16 protein-coding genes are annotated in these 21,876 nt (G+C 71.4%); 3 read left to right on the forward strand and 13 right to left on the reverse strand.

Features of this window, described 5'->3' with window-relative positions:
- Positions 1–10: 10 nt before the first annotated feature.
- Both ACZ45E_RS05865 and ACZ45E_RS05870 read left to right on the forward strand, forming a co-directional pair.
- Positions 11–1,654, forward strand: a complete 1,644-nt coding sequence (locus tag ACZ45E_RS05865; RefSeq protein WP_468216999.1) for a sensor histidine kinase — start codon at positions 11–13, stop codon at positions 1,652–1,654.
- Positions 1,651–2,328: a response regulator gene (locus ACZ45E_RS05870; protein ID WP_468217001.1), complete on the forward strand. Its 678-nt coding sequence runs from the start codon at positions 1,651–1,653 to the stop codon at positions 2,326–2,328. The genes ACZ45E_RS05865 and ACZ45E_RS05870 overlap by 4 nt, the downstream gene beginning before the upstream one ends.
- Before the next feature lie 56 nt (positions 2,329–2,384).
- Here ACZ45E_RS05870 and ACZ45E_RS05875 read toward each other — a convergent pair whose 3' ends face one another.
- The 6 genes from ACZ45E_RS05875 to ACZ45E_RS05900 form a co-directional block, all read right to left on the reverse strand.
- Entirely contained in the window at positions 2,385–3,971 is a 1,587-nt protein-coding gene (locus ACZ45E_RS05875; protein WP_468217004.1) for a solute symporter family protein, read from the reverse strand.
- Positions 3,968–4,555, reverse strand: coding sequence for a DUF485 domain-containing protein (locus tag ACZ45E_RS05880; protein WP_468217007.1), 588 nt, complete (start codon positions 4,553–4,555; stop codon positions 3,968–3,970). The genes ACZ45E_RS05875 and ACZ45E_RS05880 overlap by 4 nt, the downstream gene beginning before the upstream one ends.
- Before the next feature lie 94 nt (positions 4,556–4,649).
- Positions 4,650–5,357, reverse strand: coding sequence for a response regulator (locus ACZ45E_RS05885; RefSeq protein ID WP_468217009.1), 708 nt, complete (start codon positions 5,355–5,357; stop codon positions 4,650–4,652).
- Positions 5,354–6,511, reverse strand: a complete 1,158-nt coding sequence (locus ACZ45E_RS05890) for a sensor histidine kinase (protein ID WP_468217011.1) — start codon at positions 6,509–6,511, stop codon at positions 5,354–5,356. Before ACZ45E_RS05890 ends, ACZ45E_RS05885 begins: the two co-directional genes overlap by 4 nt.
- Complete coding sequence (locus ACZ45E_RS05895) at positions 6,508–7,014, reverse strand: DUF1453 domain-containing protein (RefSeq protein ID WP_468217013.1); 507 nt, start codon at positions 7,012–7,014, stop codon at positions 6,508–6,510. Before ACZ45E_RS05895 ends, ACZ45E_RS05890 begins: the two co-directional genes overlap by 4 nt.
- A gap of 146 nt (positions 7,015–7,160) precedes the next feature.
- A complete protein-coding gene (locus ACZ45E_RS05900; RefSeq protein ID WP_468217016.1) occupies positions 7,161–9,284 on the reverse strand; it encodes a DNA gyrase/topoisomerase IV subunit B in 2,124 nt (707 codons plus the stop codon).
- A gap of 441 nt (positions 9,285–9,725) precedes the next feature.
- Between ACZ45E_RS05900 and ACZ45E_RS05905 the strand changes: the two genes are divergently transcribed.
- Complete coding sequence (locus tag ACZ45E_RS05905; protein ID WP_468217018.1) at positions 9,726–9,956, forward strand: DUF7455 domain-containing protein; 231 nt, start codon at positions 9,726–9,728, stop codon at positions 9,954–9,956.
- 93 nt (positions 9,957–10,049) lie between these two features.
- Here ACZ45E_RS05905 and ACZ45E_RS05910 read toward each other — a convergent pair whose 3' ends face one another.
- From ACZ45E_RS05910 to ACZ45E_RS05940, 7 genes are all read right to left on the reverse strand, one after another.
- Entirely contained in the window at positions 10,050–10,880 is an 831-nt protein-coding gene (locus tag ACZ45E_RS05910; RefSeq protein WP_468217020.1) for a serine protease, read from the reverse strand.
- 164 nt (positions 10,881–11,044) lie between these two features.
- On the reverse strand, positions 11,045–12,589 hold the full coding sequence (locus ACZ45E_RS05915) for an RNA polymerase sigma factor (RefSeq protein WP_468217022.1): 1,545 nt from the start codon (positions 12,587–12,589) through the stop codon (positions 11,045–11,047).
- A gap of 452 nt (positions 12,590–13,041) precedes the next feature.
- Positions 13,042–13,923 carry a FadR/GntR family transcriptional regulator gene (locus tag ACZ45E_RS05920; RefSeq protein WP_468217025.1) on the reverse strand — a complete coding sequence of 294 codons (882 nt, stop codon included), beginning with the start codon at positions 13,921–13,923 and terminating at the stop codon, positions 13,042–13,044.
- Positions 13,924–14,086: 163 nt separating this feature from the next.
- The gene (locus tag ACZ45E_RS05925) at positions 14,087–16,282 is read right to left on the reverse strand and encodes an ABC transporter ATP-binding protein (RefSeq protein ID WP_468217027.1); all 2,196 of its coding nucleotides are present in this window, start codon (positions 16,280–16,282) and stop codon (positions 14,087–14,089) included.
- A 383-nt stretch (positions 16,283–16,665) separates the two neighbouring features.
- Complete coding sequence (locus ACZ45E_RS05930) at positions 16,666–17,427, reverse strand: NUDIX hydrolase (RefSeq protein WP_468217029.1); 762 nt, start codon at positions 17,425–17,427, stop codon at positions 16,666–16,668.
- A 163-nt stretch (positions 17,428–17,590) separates the two neighbouring features.
- Complete coding sequence (locus ACZ45E_RS05935) at positions 17,591–19,501, reverse strand: glycogen debranching N-terminal domain-containing protein (protein ID WP_468217031.1); 1,911 nt, start codon at positions 19,499–19,501, stop codon at positions 17,591–17,593.
- Between the two features lie 863 nt (positions 19,502–20,364).
- Positions 20,365–21,759 carry a DUF4192 domain-containing protein gene (locus ACZ45E_RS05940; protein ID WP_468217033.1) on the reverse strand — a complete coding sequence of 465 codons (1,395 nt, stop codon included), beginning with the start codon at positions 21,757–21,759 and terminating at the stop codon, positions 20,365–20,367.
- Between the last annotated feature and the right edge of the window lie 117 nt (positions 21,760–21,876).

A 21,876-nucleotide genomic window follows, 5' to 3' on the forward strand; every position in this document is an offset into this window, starting at 1 on the left:
GTTCGTCACCATGAGCCCGACCTCCCCCGCCCGCCGTCTGCGCTTCGGTCTGCCGAGGCGGGTGTTCGCGCAGGTGCTGCTCATGCAGGTGGCGATCGCCGCCGGGGTGGCCGTGCTGGCGACCGGCCTGTTCCTGGCACCGTTGAGCGACCAGCTGGACGACCAGGCGATGCGGCGCGCCCTCGCCATCGCGCAGACCACGGCGGCGCAGCCGCGGCTCGCCGCCGACCTCGAGTCCTCGCGGCCGGCCGCGGACGGGCCCGTGCAGGTCGCGGCGGAGCGGATCCGGCGGGCCAGCGGGGCCGAGTACGTCGTGATCCTGAACAAGGAAGGGGTGCGCTGGTCGCACACCGACCGGAGCCAGATCGGCAAGGTCGTCTCGACGGACCCCAGCGACGCGCTGGCGGGCCACGAGGTGATGGAGATCGACGACGGTACCCTCGGCCGTTCCGCGCGCGGCAAAGTGCCCTTGAGGGCCGCTGACGGGGCCATCGTCGGCGCGGTGTCGGTCGGCATCGAGTACGACAGCGTCCGCGCGCGCCTCATCCACGCGATCCCGGGCCTCTTCGCCTACGCGGGCGGCGCGCTGGCGGTGGGGGCCCTCGCCGCGTATCTGATCGCACGCCGGGTGCAGCGGCAGACGCGTGATCTGGCGTTCTCGGACATCTCCGCGCTGCTGGCCGAACGCGAGGCGATGCTGCACGGCATCCGTGAGGGCGTCGTCGCCCTGGACCGGGCCGGGCGCATACGGCTGCTGAACGACGAGGCGCAGCGCCTGCTGGGTGTCGGCTCCGAGGCGATCGGGCGGCCCCTTGAGGACGCGCTGGGCGACGGAAGGACGACGGACGTGCTCACGGGCCGCGTCACCGGCACCGATCTGCTGACCGTGCGCGGCCAGCGGGTGCTGGTGGCCAACCGGATGCCCACCGACGACGGGGGTGCCGTCGCGACGTTGCGCGACCGTACGGAGCTGGAGCAACTGGGCCGCGAACTCGACTCCACGCGCGGCCTCATCGACGCCCTGCGCGCCCAGGACCACGAGCACGCCAACCGCATGCATACGTTGCTGGGCCTGCTGGAGCTGGAGATGTACGAGGAGGCCGCCGAGTTCGTCGGTGAGGTGGCGGGCGCCCATCGGGTCACCGCCGAGCAGATCACCGAGAAGATCCAGGACCCGCTGCTCGCGGCCCTCCTGGTGGGCAAGGCGACCGTCGCCGCGGAGCGCGGTGTCGCCCTGGGGATCTCGCGCGACACGGCACTGCCGGACCGGCTCGTCGATCCGCGCGGGCTGGTCACGATCGTCGGCAACCTCGTCGACAACGCCTTGGACGCGGCGGCCGGCTCGGGGCGCCACGCGCGCGTGGAGGTGGTTCTGCGGGCGGAGGGGCGCACCGCGGTCCTGCGCGTACGCGATACGGGGCCGGGGGTCCCGGCGGAGCGGCGCGAGACCGTCTTCGTGGAAGGCTGGTCCACCAAGCAGCCACCGGCGTACGGCAGGCGCGGCATCGGGCTCGCCCTGGTGCGGCGGCTCGCCGAGCGGCAGGGCGGCACGGCCGAGGTGACCGCGGCGCCCAGCGGGGGCGCCGAGTTCGTCGTGGTCCTGCCGGAGGCCCTGGCGGAGACCGTCCCCAGCGCTGCCGAGGAGGCCCGGTGATCGAGGTCCTGGTCGTGGACGACGACATCCGCGTCGCCGACGTGAACGCCGCCTACGTGGCGAAGGTGCCCGGTTTCCGCGTGGCCGCCAAGGCACACAGCGCCGCCGAGGCCCTGGCACGCATCGAGGAACGCGCGATCGATCTCGTCCTCCTCGATCACTACCTGCCGGACGAGACGGGCCTCGACGTCGCCCGCGCGGTGCGCGAGCGCGGTCACCAGATCGACGTGATCATGGTGACCGCGGCGCGTGACGTGGCCACCGTCCAGGCCGCCATGCGGCACGGCGCGTTGCAATACCTGGTCAAGCCGTTCTCGTTCGCGGGCCTGCGGGGCAAGCTGGAGGCGTACGCGACCTTGCGCCGCACCCTCGACGGCGGGGGTGAGGCCGAGCAGGCGGAGGTCGACCGGATCTTCGGCGCGCTGTCGGCCACGCCCGCGCCCGAGCTGCCGAAGGGGCACTCCCCCACGACCGCCGAACTCGTGCGGCGGGCCATGATGAACGCCGAGGGCCCGCTCTCCGCGCAGGAGTTGGCCGACCTGACCCGGCTCAGCCGCCAGACCGCCCAGCGCTACCTGAAGCTGCTGGAGCGCACGGGGCGGGTGCGGCTGAGCCTGAGGTACGGCGACACGGGCCGGCCCGAGCACCGGTACGAGTGGGCCACCAGCCTCTGAGCCGCTCCCCGCAGCGGAGGGCGGCCCGCCGGGACCGCCGTCGGGAGGCCGTCGGCTCAGACGGCTCCGGCGCCCGTCAGCGCCCGCACCTCGGTCTCCGCGTGTCTCGCCTCGTCCGGCGGTTCGTCGGAGGTCATGGTGCCCAGCCAGCCGGCCAGGAAGCCGAGCGGGATGGAGATCAGCCCCGGGTTCTCCAAGGGGAAGAACTGGAAGTCCAGGCCGGGGAAGAGGGAGGTCGGGCTCCCCGAGACCACCGGCGACAGCATGACGAGGAGGAGCGCCGGCACGAGCCCGCCGTACACCGACCACACCGCCCCGCGCGTGGTGAAGTTCCGCCAGAACAGCGAGTACAGCAGCACGGGCAGGTTGGCGGATGCCGCGACGGCGAAGGCCAGCCCCACCAGGAACGCCACGTTCAGATCGCGCGCCAGCAGCCCCAGTCCGATCGCGAGCACGCCGATCCCGGCCGCGGCGATCCGCGCCACCGCGACCTCGCTGTGCTGCTTCCCGCCGCGCCGGCGCAGTGAGGCGTACAGGTCGTGCGCCACCGATGCCGAGGAGGCCAGCGTGATACCGGCGACGACGGCGAGGATGGTGGCGAAGGCGACCGCGGCGACGACCGCGAACAGCACCGTGCCGCCCGTGGAGTCCGCGCCACCGCCCAGGTCGAGGGCGAGCAGCGGAACCGCCGTGTTCCCGGCGGCGTTCGAGCTCCGTACGGCGCTGGATCCCACGATGGCGGCCGCGCCGAACCCGAGCACGATCGTCATCAGGTAGAAGCTGCCGATGAGCCCGATGGACCACACGACCGAACGGCGGGCGGCCCGGGCGGTCGGCACCGTGTAGAAGCGCGACAGGATGTGCGGGAGTCCCGCCGTGCCCAGTACGAGCGCGAGGCCCAGACTGATGAAGTCGAAGCGCGCGGTCCAGCTCCCGCCGTACCTCAGGCCGGGCACGAGGAAGTCGGAGCCGTGCCCGCTGTGCACGGCGGCCGTGTGCAGCAGCTGGTCGAAGTCACCGTGGAAGCGCGCCAGGACGAGCGCGGTCAGGGTGATCGTCCCGCCCATGAGCAGGACGGCCTTCACGATCTGGATCCACGTGGTGGCCCGCATCCCTCCCAACGACACATAGATCACCATGAGGGCGCCCACGCCGACCACGGTCCATGCCTGCGCCGCCCCGCTCCTGCCACCCAGCAGCAGCGCAACCAGGCTGCCCGCCCCCACCATCTGCGCCACCAGATAGAGAACGGAGACGGTGACCGAGGAAGTTCCCGCGGCGATGCGCACCGGCCGCTCCCGCATGCGGGACGCCACGACATCGGCCATGGTGAACCGGCCGCAGTTGCGCACCAGTTCGGCGACCAGGAGAAGCACGACGAGCCAGGCGACGAGGAAGCCCACCGAGTACAGGAGGCCGTCGTACCCGAAGAGCGCGATCAGCCCGGAGATGCCGAGGAACGAAGCGGCCGACATGTAGTCCCCGGCGATGGCGAATCCGTTCTCCATCGGCGAGAAGAGACGGCCACCCGCGTAGAACTCCTCGGCGGAACCGTGCCGTTTGCGCCCCACCCAGGTGGTGATGGCGAGGGTGACCGCCACGAACGCGCTGAAGAGGACCAGCGCCAGAGTCTGATGCGTCACAGCCGGCCACCCTCGCTCCGCGCCGGGCCGCCCTCGTGGCCGGCGCTCCCCGCGGGGGTCGGACCGGTCAGCCGCGCCGAACCGTTCATCCCGACGGAGTCGTCGATGCCACGGGTCATCTCCTGCGTGTCCCACCGCAGTTCGAGCGCGAGCCGGTCCCGGCGGAGCCGGGCGTGGCGCGCGTACAGCCACGTCAGCAGGAACGTACTGGCGAACTGGCCGAGACCCGCCACCATCGCCACGTTGACCGACCCGGCGACCGGCCGGGCCATCAGCGCGGGCGCGCTCGTGGCGGCCACGACGTACGCGAGGTACCAGGCGAAGAAGATCACGACCGCGGGGACGACGAACCTCCGGTAGCGCCCGCGCACTTCCTGGAAGGCGGCGCTGTGCTGCACCTCCAGGTACACCCCCGCCGTGCTCCGCTCCCGGTGCACGGGCTGAAGGGGCACGACGGGCGCCGGGGCGCTCGTGCCGTCCCATTCGCCCCACCCCGAGGCCAGCGCGTCGTACCAGGGATCGCCGATGCCACCGCGATCACCGGTCAGGGCGGGCGCCGTCTCGCGCCCGTCGTACTTCTCCACCGAACTCTCCTTGTCCGCGGCCCACTACGGCCGCGTGCCCAAGGATGGACAGAACGGGAAGATCCCGGACTCTCCTCGCAAGCCCTTCACCCCATTAGGTGATGGACGCCCCCGGCGGAGCGGCGAGCCCGTGCCGATACGCGTAACGGACCGCCTGGGCGCGGTCCTTGAGCCCCGTCTTCGCGAACAGGTTGTTGATGTGGGTCTTCACCGTAGCCGTGGAGACATGGAGCGCTCCGGCGATCTCCTGGTTGCTCAGGCCGTCGGCGATCAGCGCCAGAACCTCGGCCTCCCGGGCCGTCAGTCCGTCCGGCGGCTCCTGGGGCACGGGGGTGGCGGGCTCGGGCTGCGACAGTCTCTCCAGGAGCCGCCGTTGGATCTTCGGCGAGAGACCCGCGTCGCCGGACAGCACGTCCTCCACGACGCGGACGATCTCGTCCCCGCCGGCGTCCTTCGTCAGGTAACCGCGCGCTCCCGCCTTGAGCGCCGGGAAGAGCGACGCGTCGTCGGCGTACGTGGTCAGGATGATGACCTGGGTGCCGGGATGCTCCGCGCGAATGCGGCGCGTCGCCTCCACGCCGTCGCAGCGCGGCATGCGCAGGTCCATCAGGACGACGTCCGGGTCCAGTTCGGCCACGAGCGCGACCGCCTGCTCCCCGTCCCCTCCGGCCCCGACGACCTCGATGCCGGGCAGCAGCCCGAGCAGCATCACGATGCCTTCGCGGACCACGGTCTGGTCGTCGACCACGACCACGCGCGCCGGCGCCCGCCCGGCACCGCCCTCCGCGTCGGCCCCGCTCACCGGGGAACCTTCAACGTGACCACAAAGCCCTCCTCGCACGGCCCGGCCTCCAGCGTCCCGCCCAGCAGCTCGGCGCGCTCCCTCATCCCCAACAGACCGTAGCCGGAGCCACTGACAGCGAGCTCCTCGTGCGGGCGGGACGCTCCCGAGTCCCGTACCTCCAGGACCACCTCGCCCGGCCCGTACTCCAGCCGCATCACGGCCTTCGCACCGGGCGCGTGCTTGCGTACGTTCGTCAGCGCCTCCTGGGCGACCCTGCGCACCGCCTGGGACGCCTCGGCCGACAGGGGCCCGCGCGCACCCGTGACGGCCAGTGAGGCCCCGTCGCAGGCCGCGGTCAGCTCCCGCAGGAAGTCCTCCAGCGGCGTCATCTCACCGCGCAGGGCGGAGAGTGACTGCCTGGTCTCCGCCAGCCCGTCGCGGGCCATGCCGCGCGCCGCCACGACCCGCTCCAGAATCTGCTCCCGGTCGGCCCCGCGCTCGATGAGCAGCCGGGCCGCCTCCAGGTGCACGAGTTGCGCGGAGAGGCTGTGGGCGAGAACGTCGTGGATCTCGCGGGCGATTCTGGACCGTTCGGCGAGCGCCGCGGATTCGGCCTCCGCGGCCCGCGCCGCGCGTTCCTGCACGAGCAGCCGCTGGGCGCTGCCCCTGGCCTCGGCGTCGAGGCGCAGCACGTAGCCGGAGAGAAAGAGCCCCACCGCGACGACGGCGGTGGTCAGCCAGGCGTCGTTGTTGACGAGCGCAAATCCGGTGAGCGCGACCGCCGTGGCGGGCAGCGCGGCGGCGAGCGGCATGCGCTCCAGCGCGGAGATCGCACAGCCGCACCACAGCACGATGGCAGGGCCCAGGAACCCGACGTGCTGGGCGCCCGTCGCGAGCAGCAGGAGGAGCGCGAGCAGTCCGAGCGAGGGCCACAGCCGGTGTTCGAGCGTGGTGCGGAAGAAGGCCCAGGCTGCTGCCGCGCAGGCCAGCAGCCCCACCGGCGCCGCCATGACGGCCCAGTCGGCGATGTCCCGCTGCGTGACCGCGGTCCACAGCAGGATCACAAGCACGGCTGTCCGGACGGCCCCCGCCAGCATCCTTCGCGCGCGTGTGAGCCCCTCGCGGGAGAGCGCCTCCCGCGAGGGCCACGTCGTCCAGTGGTCCCGGCTCACCCGCGGTACTCCCAGGCCGGCTGCGCGAGGGGACCGACGTACGCCGACCGCAGGCCGCCGGCCCGCCACATCAGGAGGCCGGAGCGGACCAGGAGCGAGAGGGCGAAGCCCAGCATGAGCGCGGAGCTCCCGAGGTGGACGCCCATCGCCAGGCCGATGCCGACGACGGCCGCGCGGGCCGCGAGGCCGCCGAGCCACGTGCCGGCCGTCGCCACTGTGCCCTTGGTCCACACGTCGCCCTGTTCGTCGGCCCAGACGCGTGTCGTGAACGCCCATCCGATGCCGAGGCCGAGGCTGACCAGCAGTTCGACGACGAGCAGGGCGACCGAGCCCGTCAGGTGGTGCGGGTCCGTGACGGAGCCGTTTTGCAGAGCGAGGAAACCGAGGAGCCCGGGGAGCAGCCACCACTTGCGGTCCATGGACAGACGCTCGGTCCTGAACTGGCGCACAAGGACGAGCACGGCAACGGCGACGATCACCAGAACATCGGTGAACCCGGACATGACAGCCTCCGTGGAACGGTCGGGAGCGGAGAGTGGTTCAACGCCTTCGACGCTACGGAGAACAGCGGGTCAACGGATCGGAGCCGGGGTGGATCGTGGGTGGATCATGCGGCTCCACCCAGGGGTGGAGCCGCATGGCGGGAGCGCTACGCGTCGATCCGCGAGCGGTCGAGCGTCGCGGCGGAGCTGCTGATGAACTCCTTGCGCGGCGCCACGTCATTGCCCATGAGCAGGTCGAAGACCTGCTCCGCGGCGTCCAGCTCGCCGATGTTGATCCGGCGGAGCGTGCGGTGTCGCGGGTCCATCGTGGTCTCGGCCAGCTGGTCGGCGTCCATCTCGCCCAGACCCTTGTAGCGCTGGATCGAGTCCTTGTACCGGACGCCCTTGCGCTGCAGTTCCAGCATCGTCTCCCGCAGCTCGCGGTCCGAGTACGTGTAGACGTACTTGTCCTGGCCCTTCTTCGGCTGGACCAGTTCGATGCGGTGCAGTGGCGGCACGGCGGCGAAGACGCGGCCGGCCTCGACCATGGGCCGCATGTAGCGCTGGAACAGCGTCAGCAGCAGGCAGCGGATGTGCGCGCCGTCGACGTCGGCGTCCACGAGCAGGATGATCTTTCCGTAACGCGCCGCGTCGAGTTCGAACGTGCGGCCGGATCCAGCCCCTATGACCTGGATGATCGCGCCGCACTCGACGTTCTTCAGCATGTCCGAGACGGACGACTTCTGTACGTTGAGGATCTTGCCGCGGATCGGCAGGAGCGCCTGGAACTCGGAGTTCCGGGCGAGCTTGGCGGTGCCGAGCGCGGAGTCGCCCTCGACGATGAACAGCTCGCTGCGCTCCACGTCGTCGCTCCGGCAGTCCGCGAGCTTCGCGGGCAGGGACGACGACTCCAGGGCCGTCTTGCGGCGCTGCGCGTCCTTGTGCTGACGGGCCGCGATGCGCGTACGGGCCGCGGCGACGGCCTTCTCCATGACGGAGCGGGCCTGCGCCTTGGCGTCGCGCTTGGTGGACGTCAGGAAGGCCTTGAGCTCCTTGGCCAGGACGTTGGCGACGATCCGGTTGGCCGCCGAGGTGCCCAGGACCTCCTTGGTCTGCCCCTCGAACTGCGGCTCCGCCAGGCGCACCGTGACGACGGCCGTCAGGCCCTCCAGGGCGTCGTCCTTGATGACGTCGTCCTCGGCGACCCGCAGCAGCTTCTGGGAGCGCATCACCTCGTTCATCGTCTTCGTGAGCGAGCGCTCGAAGCCGCTCACATGGGTGCCGCCCTTGGGGGTGGCGATGATGTTGACGAACGACTTGATGTTCGTGTCGTAGCCGGTGCCCCAGCGCATCGCGATGTCGACACCGAGCTCGCGGGTGACCTCGGTCGGCGTCATCTGGCCGTACTCGTCGAGCACCGGCACGGTCTCCTTGAAGCTGCCCTGCCCGGTGAGGCGCAGGACGTCGCAGACCGGCTTGTCCTGGGCCAGGTACTCGCAGAACTCGCTGATGCCGCCGTCGAAGCGGAAGCTCTCCTCGCCCTTGCTGCCGCCGTCGCCGAGGCCGAACTCGTCGCGGACGACGATGGTCAGGCCGGGCACCAGGAAGGCGGTCTGGCGGGCGCGCTGGTGCAGGTTCTCCAGCGAGAGCTTCGCGTCCTTGAGGAAGATCTGCCGGTCCGCCCAGTAGCGGACACGCGTGCCGACGCGGTTCTTCGGCACCTTCTTGACCTTGCTCAGCCGCACCGAGGGGTCGAAGGGCGCGTCGGGTCCGGGCTTGGAGAACGCGCCGGGGACACCGCGCCGGAAGCTGATCGCGTGCGTGTGGCCACCACGGTCCACCTCCACGTCGAGGCGTGCCGACAGCGCGTTCACCACCGAGGCGCCCACTCCGTGCAGACCGCCGGAAGCGGCGTAGGAGCCGCCGCCGAACTTGCCGCCCGCGTGGAGCTTGGTCATGACGACCTCGACCCCGGAGAGGCCGGTCTTGGGCTCCACGTCCACGGGGATGCCGCGGCCGTTGTCCCGCACCTCCACGGAGGCGTCGTCGTGCAGGATCACCTCGATGTGGTCGCAGAACCCGCCCAGAGCCTCGTCGACGGAGTTGTCGATGATCTCCCAGAGGCAGTGCATCAGTCCGCGGCTGTCGGTCGAGCCGATATACATGCCGGGACGCTTGCGTACGGCTTCGAGCCCCTCGAGGACGAGAAGGTGCCGCGCGGTGTAGTTGGAACCGTCCCGGTCTGATCCGGACAGCAACGCTGTGGACGGCACGGACGTGTCGGCGGTCACGCGGTTCGCTCCTCGCTGAATTTCAGATGGGGCCCTCATGGGTAAGGGGCCGGCTTCGGTCGCCCGTCAGAGGGTACCGAGGCCTGGTAGAGCCGTTGTAACGCCACCCTCACCTCCGCCCAGACTAGTCCAACGTCGCATGCGTGTTCGATCCTTCGATGGAGTGAAGCACACATCACGTTCCCTTCCAGGCATGAACCATTTAGGCTCCGGGCACGTCCTCTTGAACAACCGGCAAGCCGGCCGGTGAGGACCGACCTGACAGAACGCGCGAACCCGTAAGACACGTAAGAGACGCAATACGGCACATTCGCCGCCACCCGGCAGCAGACAGCCGGTCTCGAAGAAAGTTTTCGAGGAAAAGCCGCGAGCGGGAACGTTTTCGGCCTGGTTGGATGTTGACCCTGGTACGACAGCTCGTCGAGCTAGAGAAGAGGCGACGTGACTACTGTTCTGACCCCCGCGAGCCCACTGACGGCCGCTGACCGTTGTGACCGTTGCGGCGCCCAGGCATATCTGCGCGTCCTTCTGTCCAGCGGTGGTGAACTGCTCTTCTGCGCCCACCACGGACGCAAGTTCGAGCCGGAACTCAAGAAGATCGCCGCTGAGATACAGGACGAGACCGAGCGGCTCACCGCTGTCCCGGCAAGTTCCGAGACCGAGGAACGCTGACGCCTCGCACCCACGACGAGCCAGCTCCGGCGTCAAGCCGGTGAACGGGCGGCCCCCCTCACCGAGGGATGGCCGCCCGTCCTCGTATCCGCGTCATGCGTGCTGTTGCAGCACCTTGACCACGTCCGAGACCCGGGTATAGACACCGGGGCTCCGTGGGCGCCCGCAGCCGCTCCCCCAGGAGACCAGGCCGACGAGGCGCCCCTCCGCCACCAGCGGGCCGCCGCTGTCGCCCTGGCAGGCGTCCTTGCCGCCGCCCAGCTCCCCCGCGCAGAGCATCGTTTTCGGCACGAACGTCCCCTCGGAGTTTCCGGGGTACGCCTCCTCGCAGACGGCGTCCGCGAGGACCTGCACCTTCGCCGCACGGAGCGTGTTCGCGTAGGCACCGGAGCCGCTCGTGTCGCCCCACCCGTAGACGGTCGCGGCCGTCCCCGCCTTGTAGGCAGGGTCGCCCTCCTCGGCCATCGGGATCACGTCCCCCGCGGGCAGCGGTGTGGCGAGCGTGAGGACCGCGACGTCGCCCGAGTTCGCGTGGGCGTCGTAGTTCGGGTTGATCCACTCGTCGCGAACGGGGATCTCGGCGCCCTCCGACGTCCGCAGGTCGGTTCGTCCGGTGATCACCTTGAGGTCGCTCACTCTGGTGCGCGGCACCCCGAGCACCTCTTCACTCATGCAGTGCGCCGCGGTGACGACCGTCGACCGTGCGACGACCACGCCCCCGCAGAACTGTCCCGAGCGCGCACCCCCGAACCGGTCACGGCTGCCGAGGGCCACCACCCAGGGATAATCGGACGTCTTCACAGGGCTGCCGCCGATGATCCCCTCGTCGGCGACCGCGGGGGCCGACGAGGACAGGGGCAGCACGGCTGCCGCGATCAGCGCGGCCAGCGGCCCGGTCAGTGTTCGGGCGAATGGACGACTCATACGATCTCCTCACTCCAGGTTGCCATGGAACACCCAGAGTGATCCCACCGTACGGTCGACGCACCGCAAGACACCCCCCTCAGCCGCCTACGACGAAGGCCCGGCACCGCAACCGCGAACGGGTGCGTGCCGGGCCTTCGTGGGGCCGTACAGCGACGTCTCGACTAGTCGAGGTAGTCCCGCAGGACCTGCGAACGCGACGGGTGGCGCAGCTTCGACATCGTCTTGGACTCGATCTGACGGATGCGCTCACGCGTCACGCCGTAGACCTTGCCGATCTCGTCGAGGGTCTTCGGCTGACCGTCGGTGAGACCGAACCGCATGGAGACGACGCCCGCCTCGCGCTCGGACAGGGTGTCGAGCACGGAGTGCAGCTGCTCCTGGAGGAGCGTGAAGCTGACGGCGTCGGCCGGGACCACGGCCTCGGAGTCCTCGATGAGGTCGCCGAACTCGCTGTCGCCGTCCTCACCCAGCGGGGTGTGCAGGGAGATCGGCTCGCGGCCGTACTTCTGGACCTCGATGACCTTCTCCGGGGTCATGTCGAGCTCCTTGGCCAGCTCCTCCGGGGTGGGCTCGCGGCCCAGGTCCTGGAGCATCTGGCGCTGCACACGCGCGAGCTTGTTGATGACCTCGACCATGTGCACCGGGATACGGATGGTGCGGGCCTGGTCGGCCATCGCGCGGGTGATCGCCTGCCGGATCCACCACGTGGCGTACGTGGAGAACTTGTAGCCCTTGGTGTAGTCGAACTTCTCGACCGCGCGGATCAGACCGAGGTTGCCCTCCTGGATGAGGTCCAGGAAGAGCATGCCGCGGCCCGTGTAGCGCTTGGCCAGGGAGACCACCAGGCGGAGGTTGGCCTCCAGCAGGTGGTTCTTGGCACGGCGGCCGTCCTCGGCGATGATCTCCAGCTCGCGCTTGAGCTTGGGCGCGAGCTTGTCCGCGTTGGCCAGCTTGTCCTCGGCGAACAGTCCGGCCTCGATGCGCTTGGCGAGCTCGACCTCCTGCTCGGCGTTGAGCAGCGGGACCTTACCGATCTGCTTCAGGTAGTCCTTGACGGGGTCGGCGGTGGCGCCGGCGGCCGCGACCTGCTGGGCGGGCGCGTCGTCCTCGTCGTCGTCGGACAGGACGAAGCCCTGGCCCTCCTCGGCGGGCTCGCCTTCAGCGGCCTTGCCCGTGGCGGGGGTCTCCTCGGTCGCCTCGTCATCGAGGAGCTCGTCGTCCTTCTTGCCGCCCGCCTTCTTGGCGGTGGCCTTCTTGGCGACCGTCTTCTTGGCGGTGGCCTTCTTGGCGACCGACTTCTTGGCAGCGGTCTTCTTGACCGACTCGGCTTCCTCGACGCCGGCCTCGGTGGCCGTCGGCTCGGGAGCGGTCGTGGCAGCGACCTTCTTGGCGGTGACCGTCTTCGCCGCGACAGTCTTGGTGGCGGTGCGCTTGACCGGGCTCTTGGCTGCGACGCTCTTTCGGGGACGCTTGGGTTCAGCGGCACTGACCATCAGCGTCACACCCTCTTCCTCGAGGATCTGGTTGAGGCTGCGCAGAACGTTCTTCCACTGAGTGGCCGGAATCTGGTCGGCCTCGAACGCACGGCGTACGTCATCGCCGGCGATCTGGCCATCAGCCTTTCCCCGCTCAATGAGCGCCATGACAGAGACGGACTCGGCGATCTCCGGCGGGAGCGTACGGGATGTGCTGGCCGACACGAACAACCTCTCGGAACGTTGGAAAACGGCTTCCGGCCCCGTCCTGTGTGGACCGGAGCCGACGACCGACGGCTTGGGGATGAGCCGACGGCGCGGGCGGGGGCCGGGGAGAGGGACAGCGCCGCGAACGGTTGCTGTATTCCCTCCTCGGCCATCACCTCTTAGGTCATCGCGTGGCCCCGAGGAGCGTTACGCCCAATCTGCGTGGCCCGAGTCACACCGCGTAATTGGTCAAAAACTCACCGATAAGGGCATAACGGGGCAACCAGGGTGGGTCACGCCAGGCAGTCGACCGACCGGACGGCCACGCGCGCGAGCGGCAGTCCCGTACGAGCGACTCACCCACACAGCCGAGTCGCCGAATGGCGCCCGCCTACACATGCACAGGGCATATGGGGTGGGCGCCGTCCGGCGACACCAGATTCGTACTGCTTCGCTCCGCTACCGCCCGGGGGCGGTCAGTGCTCGCGCGGTGCGGGCACCACGCGCTCCACCTCGGGGTGGACGAGGAGCAGGTGGCGCATGGCCGCCTCGGCGCCGGAGCTGTCGCCCGCGGCGAGCGCGTCCGCGATGCGGGCATGGTGCGCGATGACCGTCTCGTTCGGCCGGTCGCAACCGGTGACGGGCCCGCCGGAGACGTGGAGGGCGGCGGAGACGATGCCCGCGAGGTGCTCCAGCATGCGGTTGCCCGCGAGCTGGATGAGCAGGGAGTGGAACTCCGCGTCGGCGCGGGAGAACGTGATCGAGTCCCCCTGCGCGTGGGCGTGCCCCATGATCTCGACCATGTCGACAAGGCGCTGCTGCACGTCCTCGCGGCCGTGCCCGGCGGCGAGGCGCGCGGCGAGCGGCTCGATCGTCCAGCGCATCTCGCTCAGCTCGCGGCGCTGATCGTCACGCTGCGGGCCGAACGCGCGCCACTCGATGATGTCGGGGTCCAGCAGGTTCCAGTCGCTGACCGGTCGCACGCGCGTGCCCACGTTCGGCCGGGCGCTGACCAGGCCCTTGGCCTCCAGCACGCGGAGGGACTCACGGACGACGGTCCGGGACACCTCGAATCGCTGCCCGATCTCCTCGGGCACCAGCGGGCGGTCCGCGCCCAGGTCGCCGGAGACGATCATCTGTCCCAACTGCTGGACGAGTTGGCCATGCAGACCGCGGCCCCGGCCGCCCGCGGCGCGTCGGCCCACGCGGCCGAGGTCCTGGTCCGGGCCGTCCCAGACAGGGGCGCCGACGCGGTCGGTCGGCCCTGTGTAGGGGTAGCGGTCGAGTTCGCCCGGTCCGGCGAGGCCTGAGTCGGCGGAGCGGGCGGCGGTCATCATGGTGTGCGCAAGGGTACTCACGGAATGTGTTGTCGGCTCGGTCCCCAACTCCCTTGAGGTCTTTGGTGAAAAGCACACGAAAGGGTGATCTCCCCCCTCGCTGCAATTGACGCCTTATCGGAAAGAAGTGGGCGCAACAGAGGAAGTTGCGTACAACGAAGGCCCTGAAGGCGCCGGATGGTCGTCATCGCACCCTGGGGCGCAGCACTGTGAGCAGATATGCGCAGAGCAGAGCGCTGAGCGACAACATCAGGGCGCCACCCACGGGTTGGGCGACCATCCGCACTCCGGCGGCGACGAGCCGCTCGGCACCGAACGGCCAGTGCACCAGTGCGAGATCGCGCAGCCTGCCGGGAAGACCTGCGGCGGTTCGCACAGACGGGCCCTCCAACGCCTTTTGTACGAGCGGCACGATGACGATGGGTACGGCCACCACGGCAGCGAGCCCGGCCGCGGTGGACCGGAACACTCCGGACGCGAGAACCCCCGCCCACGCGCACGCGACGACGAGCGTGAACCAACTCGCGGCCAGCGAGCGCCAGTCGGCGGGAACTTCTGTGAGCTCCGGTCCGTATACGAGGTGGAGCAGCACGGCGCCGCAGCCGATGACAAGGACGGCCATGAGGAGCGCGGTCACGGCGCTGATGAGCAGCTTGGCGGCGAGAAGACCCAGCCGGCGCGGGACGGTGCCGCGGTCGGCGGCGAGCGCGGGATGGCGGAACTCGTCACCGAAGGCGAACGCCCCGAGCAGCCCCGCGCCGAGGGCGGCGGGCGGCAGGGGCAGTTCCTGCGGCCAGGCGGCGAGCAGGCGGGGCTGCGGTGTGTGTCCCACGCGAGCGAGCAGGACGGTCAGGAGAGCGGAGAGGGCGAGGACCAGCGCGACGGTGACGTATCCGGTGGCGATGCCGGTCGTGCGGTGCAGTTCGTAGCGCAGGGGACGCAGGGGGCCCCGGGCCGGGCGGACGGTGATGGGGGGCGGCAGCGGGGACAGGACGGCCGCGCGACGCCTGGACGCGTCGGCCTCTAGGGGGGCTACGGGGGCCTGCCCGCGTCGTTCGACGACGCCTCTGGAAGCTCCGGAGGCCGTGGAGGTACTGGGAGCCACGGAAGTTCCGGAGGTTGCGGAAGTTCTGGGGGCTGCGGGAGTTCTGGAGGCTGAGGTGCGCGGGGGCGCGTCGGCGAGCGGCACGAACGTGCTTGTCGCGGCTGCGGCTCGTGGAGGGCCGGGGGGTGTGGCGCGGGGACCAGCGCTGCTTGCGGTCGCGGGGTTCAGGGTCGCCGGGTCGGCGGGCGGGACGCCGGGGGTTGCGGGGGTTGCGGCGAACTGGTTGGTGATCGGGAGACCGGCGGCCGGAGGGGTGGTTGTGGGAGGGGTGCTTGCTGCGGGAGTGGGGGGTGCGGTGGGCCCGGAGACGTGTGGTGCCGCCTCGGCCTCGGTGGCGGCGTGCGGGGTGACTGTCCGGGTGTCCGGGCTGTCGCCGGAGGAGAGAGGCCGCGCCCCCGCGGGTCCCGCGTCCCCGATCTCGTCGGCGAGCTGGTGAATGAGGATGCCGTGCCGGTACGCCGTCTCCCCCACGTCCGCGCAGGTGCTGCCGTACACGGAGAGGCGACTGCCGCCCTCCGGAACCACCTCGACCGTGCGCCTGGCGGTGCGCGCCTCCTTGGCCAGCAGGACGCCGAGACGTGCCGCGTACGGGCTGCGCACGACGACCCGGGGCCGCAGTCGGGTGCGCGCGAACTCGGCGGCCTCCTGGTCCGCGACCACTTTCCCCTCGACGAGAGTGACGACCCGGTCCGCTGTCCGCGCCGCCTCCTTGGGGTCGCTCGTGGTGAACAGGATCGTGCCGCCGAGACCCGCGTGCGCCCGCAGAATGCCGTGCAACCACCTGTTCTCGCGGATCGACAAACCGTCCGCCGGGCCGTCGAGCACCAGCGTGTGCGGATCCGCGAGCAGGGCGCAGGCCAGGCCGAGCCGCCGGTCCATGACGCGGGACAAGGTGCCGAGGCGCTGGTCGCGCAGGCTCACCAGGCCCACGACCTCCAGGACTTCGTCGGCGCGCTGGGCCGGCACCCCGGCCGCCGCGCAGAGCATGCGCAGGTGGCCCCGGACCGTTCGGGTCGGGTGGCCGGGCACATCGCCGAGCAGGACGCCCACTTCCCGTGCGGGATGCGCGAGGCGGTGCAGCGGGCGGCCTCGGAAGTAGGTGATACCGCGGCCCTGTTGGAGTTCGAGCATGAGCCGCACCACGGTCGTCTTGCCGGCCTCCCGGGCTCCGAGCAGCGCCGTGACACGGCCCGTGTGCGCGTCGAAGGACACGTCGTCGACCGCGGACGGGCGCTCCTTACGGGCGTTACTGGTCAGTCCGATGGCCTGGATCATCGCTTCTCTCACAGGATGGGCGACCGCCCGGCGGCCGGGACCCGCCCACCGCTCGGGCGGCAGGCGAGCCCCGTGAGTACCCCAGCAACATAACGCTATATTTCTGTCTTTTCGGGCAGGGCGGGGGCGTGGAATGTCCGCGAGACGCGGCGCTGGACACGCACAGCGTTACGACACCCAGACGGCCCGCCTCATGGCGCCTCTCGGCCAGCAAGCTGACGCACAACCCGTCGCAACGGCCGACATGCAGGCTGGTCGCAGCCGGGGCGCCTGGGCAGCAGCTCACCCTGGTCAGCAGGGCAACGTGTCAGTAGGGCAGCAAGGCAGCAAGTCGATATATCGGCAGATCGGTAGTCTGCGGTCCCGGTAAGGCGGCAGACCGATCAGACTTCCGGCCGCAGCATCGGCGGATTGAGCAGCGTCGCGCCGCCCGCGCGGAAGAGCTGGGCGGGTCGGCCGCCCTGACGCGTGGTGGTGCCTCCGGTCGGCACCAGGAAGCCGGGCGTGCCGGTCACCTTGCGGTGGAAGTTGCGCGGATCCAGGGCGACGCCCCAGACCGCTTCGTACACGCGGCGCAACTCACCCACGGTGAACTCCGGCGGGCAGAACGCCGTGGCGAGCGAGGAGTACTCGATCTTCGAGCGGGCCCGCTCGACGCCGTCGGCCAGGATCCGCGCGTGATCGAAGGCGAGCGGTGCGGCCAACTCGCCCTCCCGCCCGTACCCGCCCTGGTGGAGCAGCGCCTCGACCGGGGCCCAGCGGGCACTGTGCGCGTCACCGCCCGCCCTCGGGGCCGGCAGATCGGGCGCGAGCGCAAGGTGCGCGACGCTCACCACGCGCATCCGGGGATCCCGCTTCGGGTCGCCGTAGGTCCCCAACTGCTCCAGGTGCGCGCCATTGTCCTGGGCGGGCTCGGCGGCATCGTGGGCACACAGCCCCGTCTCCTCGACCAGCTCACGCGCGGCGGCCGCGGTCAGATCCTCGTCGTCCCGCACGAAGCCACCAGGCAGCGCCCAACGTCCCTGGAACGGCGATTCCCCCCGGCGCACCGCCAAGGCACACAACGCGTGGCGGCGCACGGTGAGCACGACCAGGTCGACGGTGACAGCGAAGGGCGGGAAGGCCGACGGGTCGTAGGGCGACATGGAACGATCATAGTCGTCTGCCTGACGATAAACAGTCCCTTCGTTCGTTGCTTCCCCAGTTCGCGGGCGCCGCGCACCTGCTCCGATCCGGCCATGACCGAACCGGTCACGCCCCTGTCCACACCACCGGAACATCACCGGAGCACCGCAGGTCGGAGCGGAGTCACCCGCCCAACTGCAGATGCCCCGCGGCCTCCTCGACCATGGCGAGTCCGAGTCGGCTGATCCGCACGGAGAAGGCGTGTCCGGCCACGCGCAGCCCTGTCAGACCGATCTCGCCCAGGGGTGCACCACTCATCGGCGACAGCGTCACCGTCCGGGCAGGCGCGTCCGGGCGGATGCCCGTGAGAGTGGCCAGAAGGTGCACGCCGGCGGCCGCGGCGACGGCTGCGGGTCTGCAGGCGGCCGGGTGCGGCAGCGGGGCGCCGCCCTCGACGCGCTGCTCCCCCGCGTACATCTCCGGCAACCGGTACGCGAAGGTCTCCGCGGCGGCCAGGACGCCTCGGAGCAGGGACGCCGCCTCCTTCTCGTACCCGGCAACCGCCAGACCCGCGACAGCGACCGCGGTCTCCTGCACACGTACCGCTCCCGCACGATGCCCGAACGGGTTGTACGCCACGTCTTTCACGCCCAGGGTCCGCAGCCCCCAGCCGGCGTCCAGGTCGGGGCCTCCCAGCAGCCGTGCGAGCTGCTCGGTCCGCACCTTGTCCAGCAGGCCCGGAGCGTACGCACCCCCTCCGAGCAGCCCGGTGTCCAGGAGATGGGCAGCACTGCTCCCCAGGAGCGGAATCGGCCGCCCGTCCGCGGTGCGCGCTGCCGCGGGCCTGCCGCCGCCCCTGTCCTCGACCCAGAAGTCTTCCCGGAACCGCGACCGCAGCTGCCCCGCCCACTGCCGCAGCTCCTCGCCGCCGGGTCTGTCGTACGCGTCGAGCAGGTCAGCACCGAGGACGGCCGCCCGGTGGGCGTGGGCCTGTGTCTCGCAGCGCAGCGGTCCTCCCGGGCCGGGGTCCGGGAGGTACGGACCCTCGCGAGCCGCGGAGCGCAGCCATCGCAGGCACCGCTCCGCGGCGGGGAGCAGCTCCGCGACCTCCTGGTCGGAGAGGCCCCAGCGTCTCGCCTCGGCCAGCAGCACGGGAAAGAGGAGCGTCGCCTCGATGCCGGTGCAGCTCGGGGGCAGGCGCGCACCCATGTGCCGCAGCGGGCCCGGAAGCCGTCCGAACTCCCTGCCTGGCGCGACCAGTTGCGTACGGGCAAGAGCGCGGAGCGTGCTTGCGGCCAGGCGGGTCCCCAGGGGCAGCACCATCCTGGCGGCCGCCAGCGCCTCGGCCGGCGCCGGACCGCAACGCCAGGGTGCGCCTGCCGCCAGGCAGACGTCCGACGGGTGCGCGGGGTCCCGCACCATCAGCGCCTGCAAGTCGTCGACGCAGGTCCGCAGCAGGGGCCCCACGCGCGGGTCGTCGCCCTGTGCCCGGGCCGCGGCCAGCGGACGGATCGCGCTGGGCCCTGCGGCTCTGCCGATCCCGGTGCCGTCGGCCCGCACTCTCAGCTCCACGGTCAGCGCGCCGCCGGGTGGCAGGTCGAGCTCCCAGCGCAGGAGTCCGGCGGAGGCCAGTGCGTCCGTGGGCGGCGGGGCCGTCGTGACCAGGGCGTGGCCGAGCGGGGACGACCATCGCAGGCCGGAACCATGGACTGTCGCGGGCAGTTCACGCCCCGGGTCTCCGGCGGCCACCGCGCCGAGTTCGGCCAGGTCCGTGCCGAGCGCCACTTCCAGGGGCAGTCGCAGGGGCCGCGTGGCGGAGCTGTGCAGGGTGATGCGTTCCGTGCCGTCGGCGTGCCGGATCCGCTCCACGACGACGTCCGGGTCCGGCCCTGCCTCCGGGGTGGCCCGCACGGTTCCCATGAAGCGGGCGCGGTCGGCCGAGACCATGCGTGCCTGCACGGCGAGCGGTTCCCGGCCCGCCACGGTGACGCGGCACCGCGACAGGAGCCGCCGCCCGCCGCGATAGAAGCCTTCGAGTCCCCGGGCCGTCAGTTGCCCGTCCTCGGAGGAGATCGCGAGCCCCGGCAGAGCCACGCAGATCAGCGTCGAATGGATGGGCGGGAGTTCGACGGATCGCCGCGGCCCCGCGACCGGCTCCGCCGGAGTCGGGCGCGGAGAGGAGCGGCCCGGGTGCGCGCGTGGCCGATCGTCTCCGGAAACCGCTGGTCCGGCTACGCCCCGCGGCGCCACCAGGGCCTCGCCGGGCGGTGAACTCGCGGGTCTGCGCGCGGCGTTCGCCGTCACGACCGTCCCCCTCCCGAGAATGCCGCGCGTCCGTCGGCTGCCCCGCCCATCGTCGTCATGACTCGCCCGCACACGGGCCAGGTTCGGCGTGCGGTTCGAGCCGAGGAGACGCGTGCGGAGGTGATGCGCGGCGCGTAGACAAGTGCGCAGACGGTTCGGGGCGCGCGGGAGGTTACGTGGGTGGGCCACTGCGCGCAGGTGTTCTCGTAGGTGGTCTGCGCCTCGTGGGCGGCGGTGCGTACGGGGCGCGCCGCGTAGATCGACTCGCCGAGGGGCCGCACCCCGTAGCGGGTGATGCGCAGGGACCGCGCCGCATGGACCGACTCGCTCAGAGGCCACAGCCCGTAGGTGTGCAGGCGGGCTCTCGGGCAGGGCACGCTCCACACGCCTGCGCGACGCCGCCTGTGTCGGCCGCTCGGCCCGTGAACGCCGCCTCGGCCCGTGATCGGCCTCTGTCGCATCCCCCGCATGGGGCGCCTCCCTTCGCGCACGGTCGCGCGAGGCGCCGGCATCCTGCCGGGCTGGTGGATGCGCCGACGGGGCCCGACCGCCGCTACCGACACCCAGATGAACGGAGCCGCCCCGCCCCAAGTAACGCCACAGCGCGGCGAACCACCGACCCCCCGGTCGACGGGGCATGGGCGTGGCCCCGTTCATCCGTCGTCCCTGGTGCGCCGCCTGCCCGCGCGGCGGCTTCCTGCCGGTCGCCGTGGTGCACGCGCTCCCGCCCGGGCCGGCCGGGTGCCCGCCCGCTGACGGCGCTCGCCGCGCCGCCGCAGTGCGGCCTCCAGACCGCGTGCCGCTCGGGACACGCCCGGGTCCACGGTGCCTCCCGGACGCGCGGGGGCCGCCGCTCCGGCAAGGCCCCTGTCGGTCGAGAACCCCGTGTCGTCCGCGTCCTGGGTGGTCGGCTCCGTCTCCCGGTCCGCCCGTTTCCCGCGCAGCGAGCGCCGGACCGGCTCCAGATCGATGCCGTCGGCCCGTGCCGCGTTCAGGAGCTGGGCGAACGTGTAGCCCGGGTCGACGGTGAGGGCCATCTCCAGTGCCTGGTCGGTCTCGACGGTGTCGCCGAGCGACCAGGCGATCCAGCCCGCGAGGGTCAGGGGCGCCGCGGCGTGTTCTCCGTAGGGTCCGACGCAACGCCGGGCCAGTGCCCTCCACAGACGGAGCGCGCAGACGGCTTCCGTGCCTTCCATCCACTCTGCCGCACGGTCTCTGGTCAGTCGGTCCTGGAGGCCGAGGATGAGCGTCGCGGCCTCGTCGTGGGCCACCAGCTCGTCGTCCCTGAGGTCCGCTTCCAGATCCGCGTCCTCGCGCGGAGCCTCCGAGAGCCGGCGCATGACGCGGCGTGCCAGGTCGAGCGTCTCCGCCTCCACTTCTTCGCGTGAGACGCCGGCGAAGATCCTCGGTACGAGATCCATCGCCGCCGCGTCCAGCGCCCGTGTCTGCTCCGCGACGAGTGCCGTCTCCAGCGGGGCCAGGCGCGCCCGTACCTCCTGCACCGACCCGCGCACGTGAATGCCCGCGTACGCCGCCGTGGCCGCCATCACCGAGGTCCCGTCGGTGACGATGAGGTTGCCCTCCGGCGGGCAGCAGTCGGGGCGCGGGCAGCAGTAGGACCAGTACCGGCCGTCCGAGAGACACAGCGCCTCCGTGACCGGCACGTCGAGGCTGCCGCACGCCGTGCGCAGCAGCTGGGCGAGCGGGCGCAGCCGCTCCGTCACCCGCCGCGCCGGGTCCGCGCCCGAGGTCTTCGCGTCCTGGCAGAGGAACACGACGACGCTGTCCGGCCGACCGTCCCTGCGCTCACACTCGCCGATCAGGCAGCGGGCCATCTGCTGCGCCACGGACGGCCAGTCCTCGGCCCGCTCGGGAATGCCGATGCGCACCCGGCCGCCGAACCGCCCCTTGTGCAGGGCGACGAGGACGACACTGTCGTCCGGACGGAACCCGAGCAAGTACGGCAGCGCCTCGGCGAGTTGTCCGGCCGTGCGCAGGGTGATCCTTGCCTCGCCGGTCGCGCCGGCGGGCTCGATGTGATTCGTCATGGGACGACCATGCCGCGGATCGGCAAACTCCGTTTCTGGCTGTGGATAACCTCGATCAGGGACACGACACGAGTTATCCACAGCGCGCCGCCTCGTTCGCGCGATGTCAGTCCCATC

The organism is Streptomyces sp. NPDC030991 (assembly GCF_055571235.1).

Excerpts from the sequence above, each read along its gene's own strand:
- ACZ45E_RS05865 (WP_468216999.1), top strand. The coding sequence starts at position 11 with ATGAGCCCGACCTCCCCCGCCCGCCGTCTGCGCTTCGGTCTGCCGAGG.
- ACZ45E_RS05895 (WP_468217013.1), bottom strand. The coding sequence starts at position 7,014 with ATGTCCGGGTTCACCGATGTTCTGGTGATCGTCGCCGTTGCCGTGCTC.
- ACZ45E_RS05910 (WP_468217020.1), bottom strand. The coding sequence starts at position 10,880 with ATGAGTCGTCCATTCGCCCGAACACTGACCGGGCCGCTGGCCGCGCTG.
- ACZ45E_RS05925 (WP_468217027.1), bottom strand. The coding sequence starts at position 16,282 with ATGATCCAGGCCATCGGACTGACCAGTAACGCCCGTAAGGAGCGCCCG.
- ACZ45E_RS05930 (WP_468217029.1), bottom strand. The coding sequence starts at position 17,427 with ATGTCGCCCTACGACCCGTCGGCCTTCCCGCCCTTCGCTGTCACCGTC.
- ACZ45E_RS05940 (WP_468217033.1), bottom strand. The coding sequence starts at position 21,759 with ATGACGAATCACATCGAGCCCGCCGGCGCGACCGGCGAGGCAAGGATC.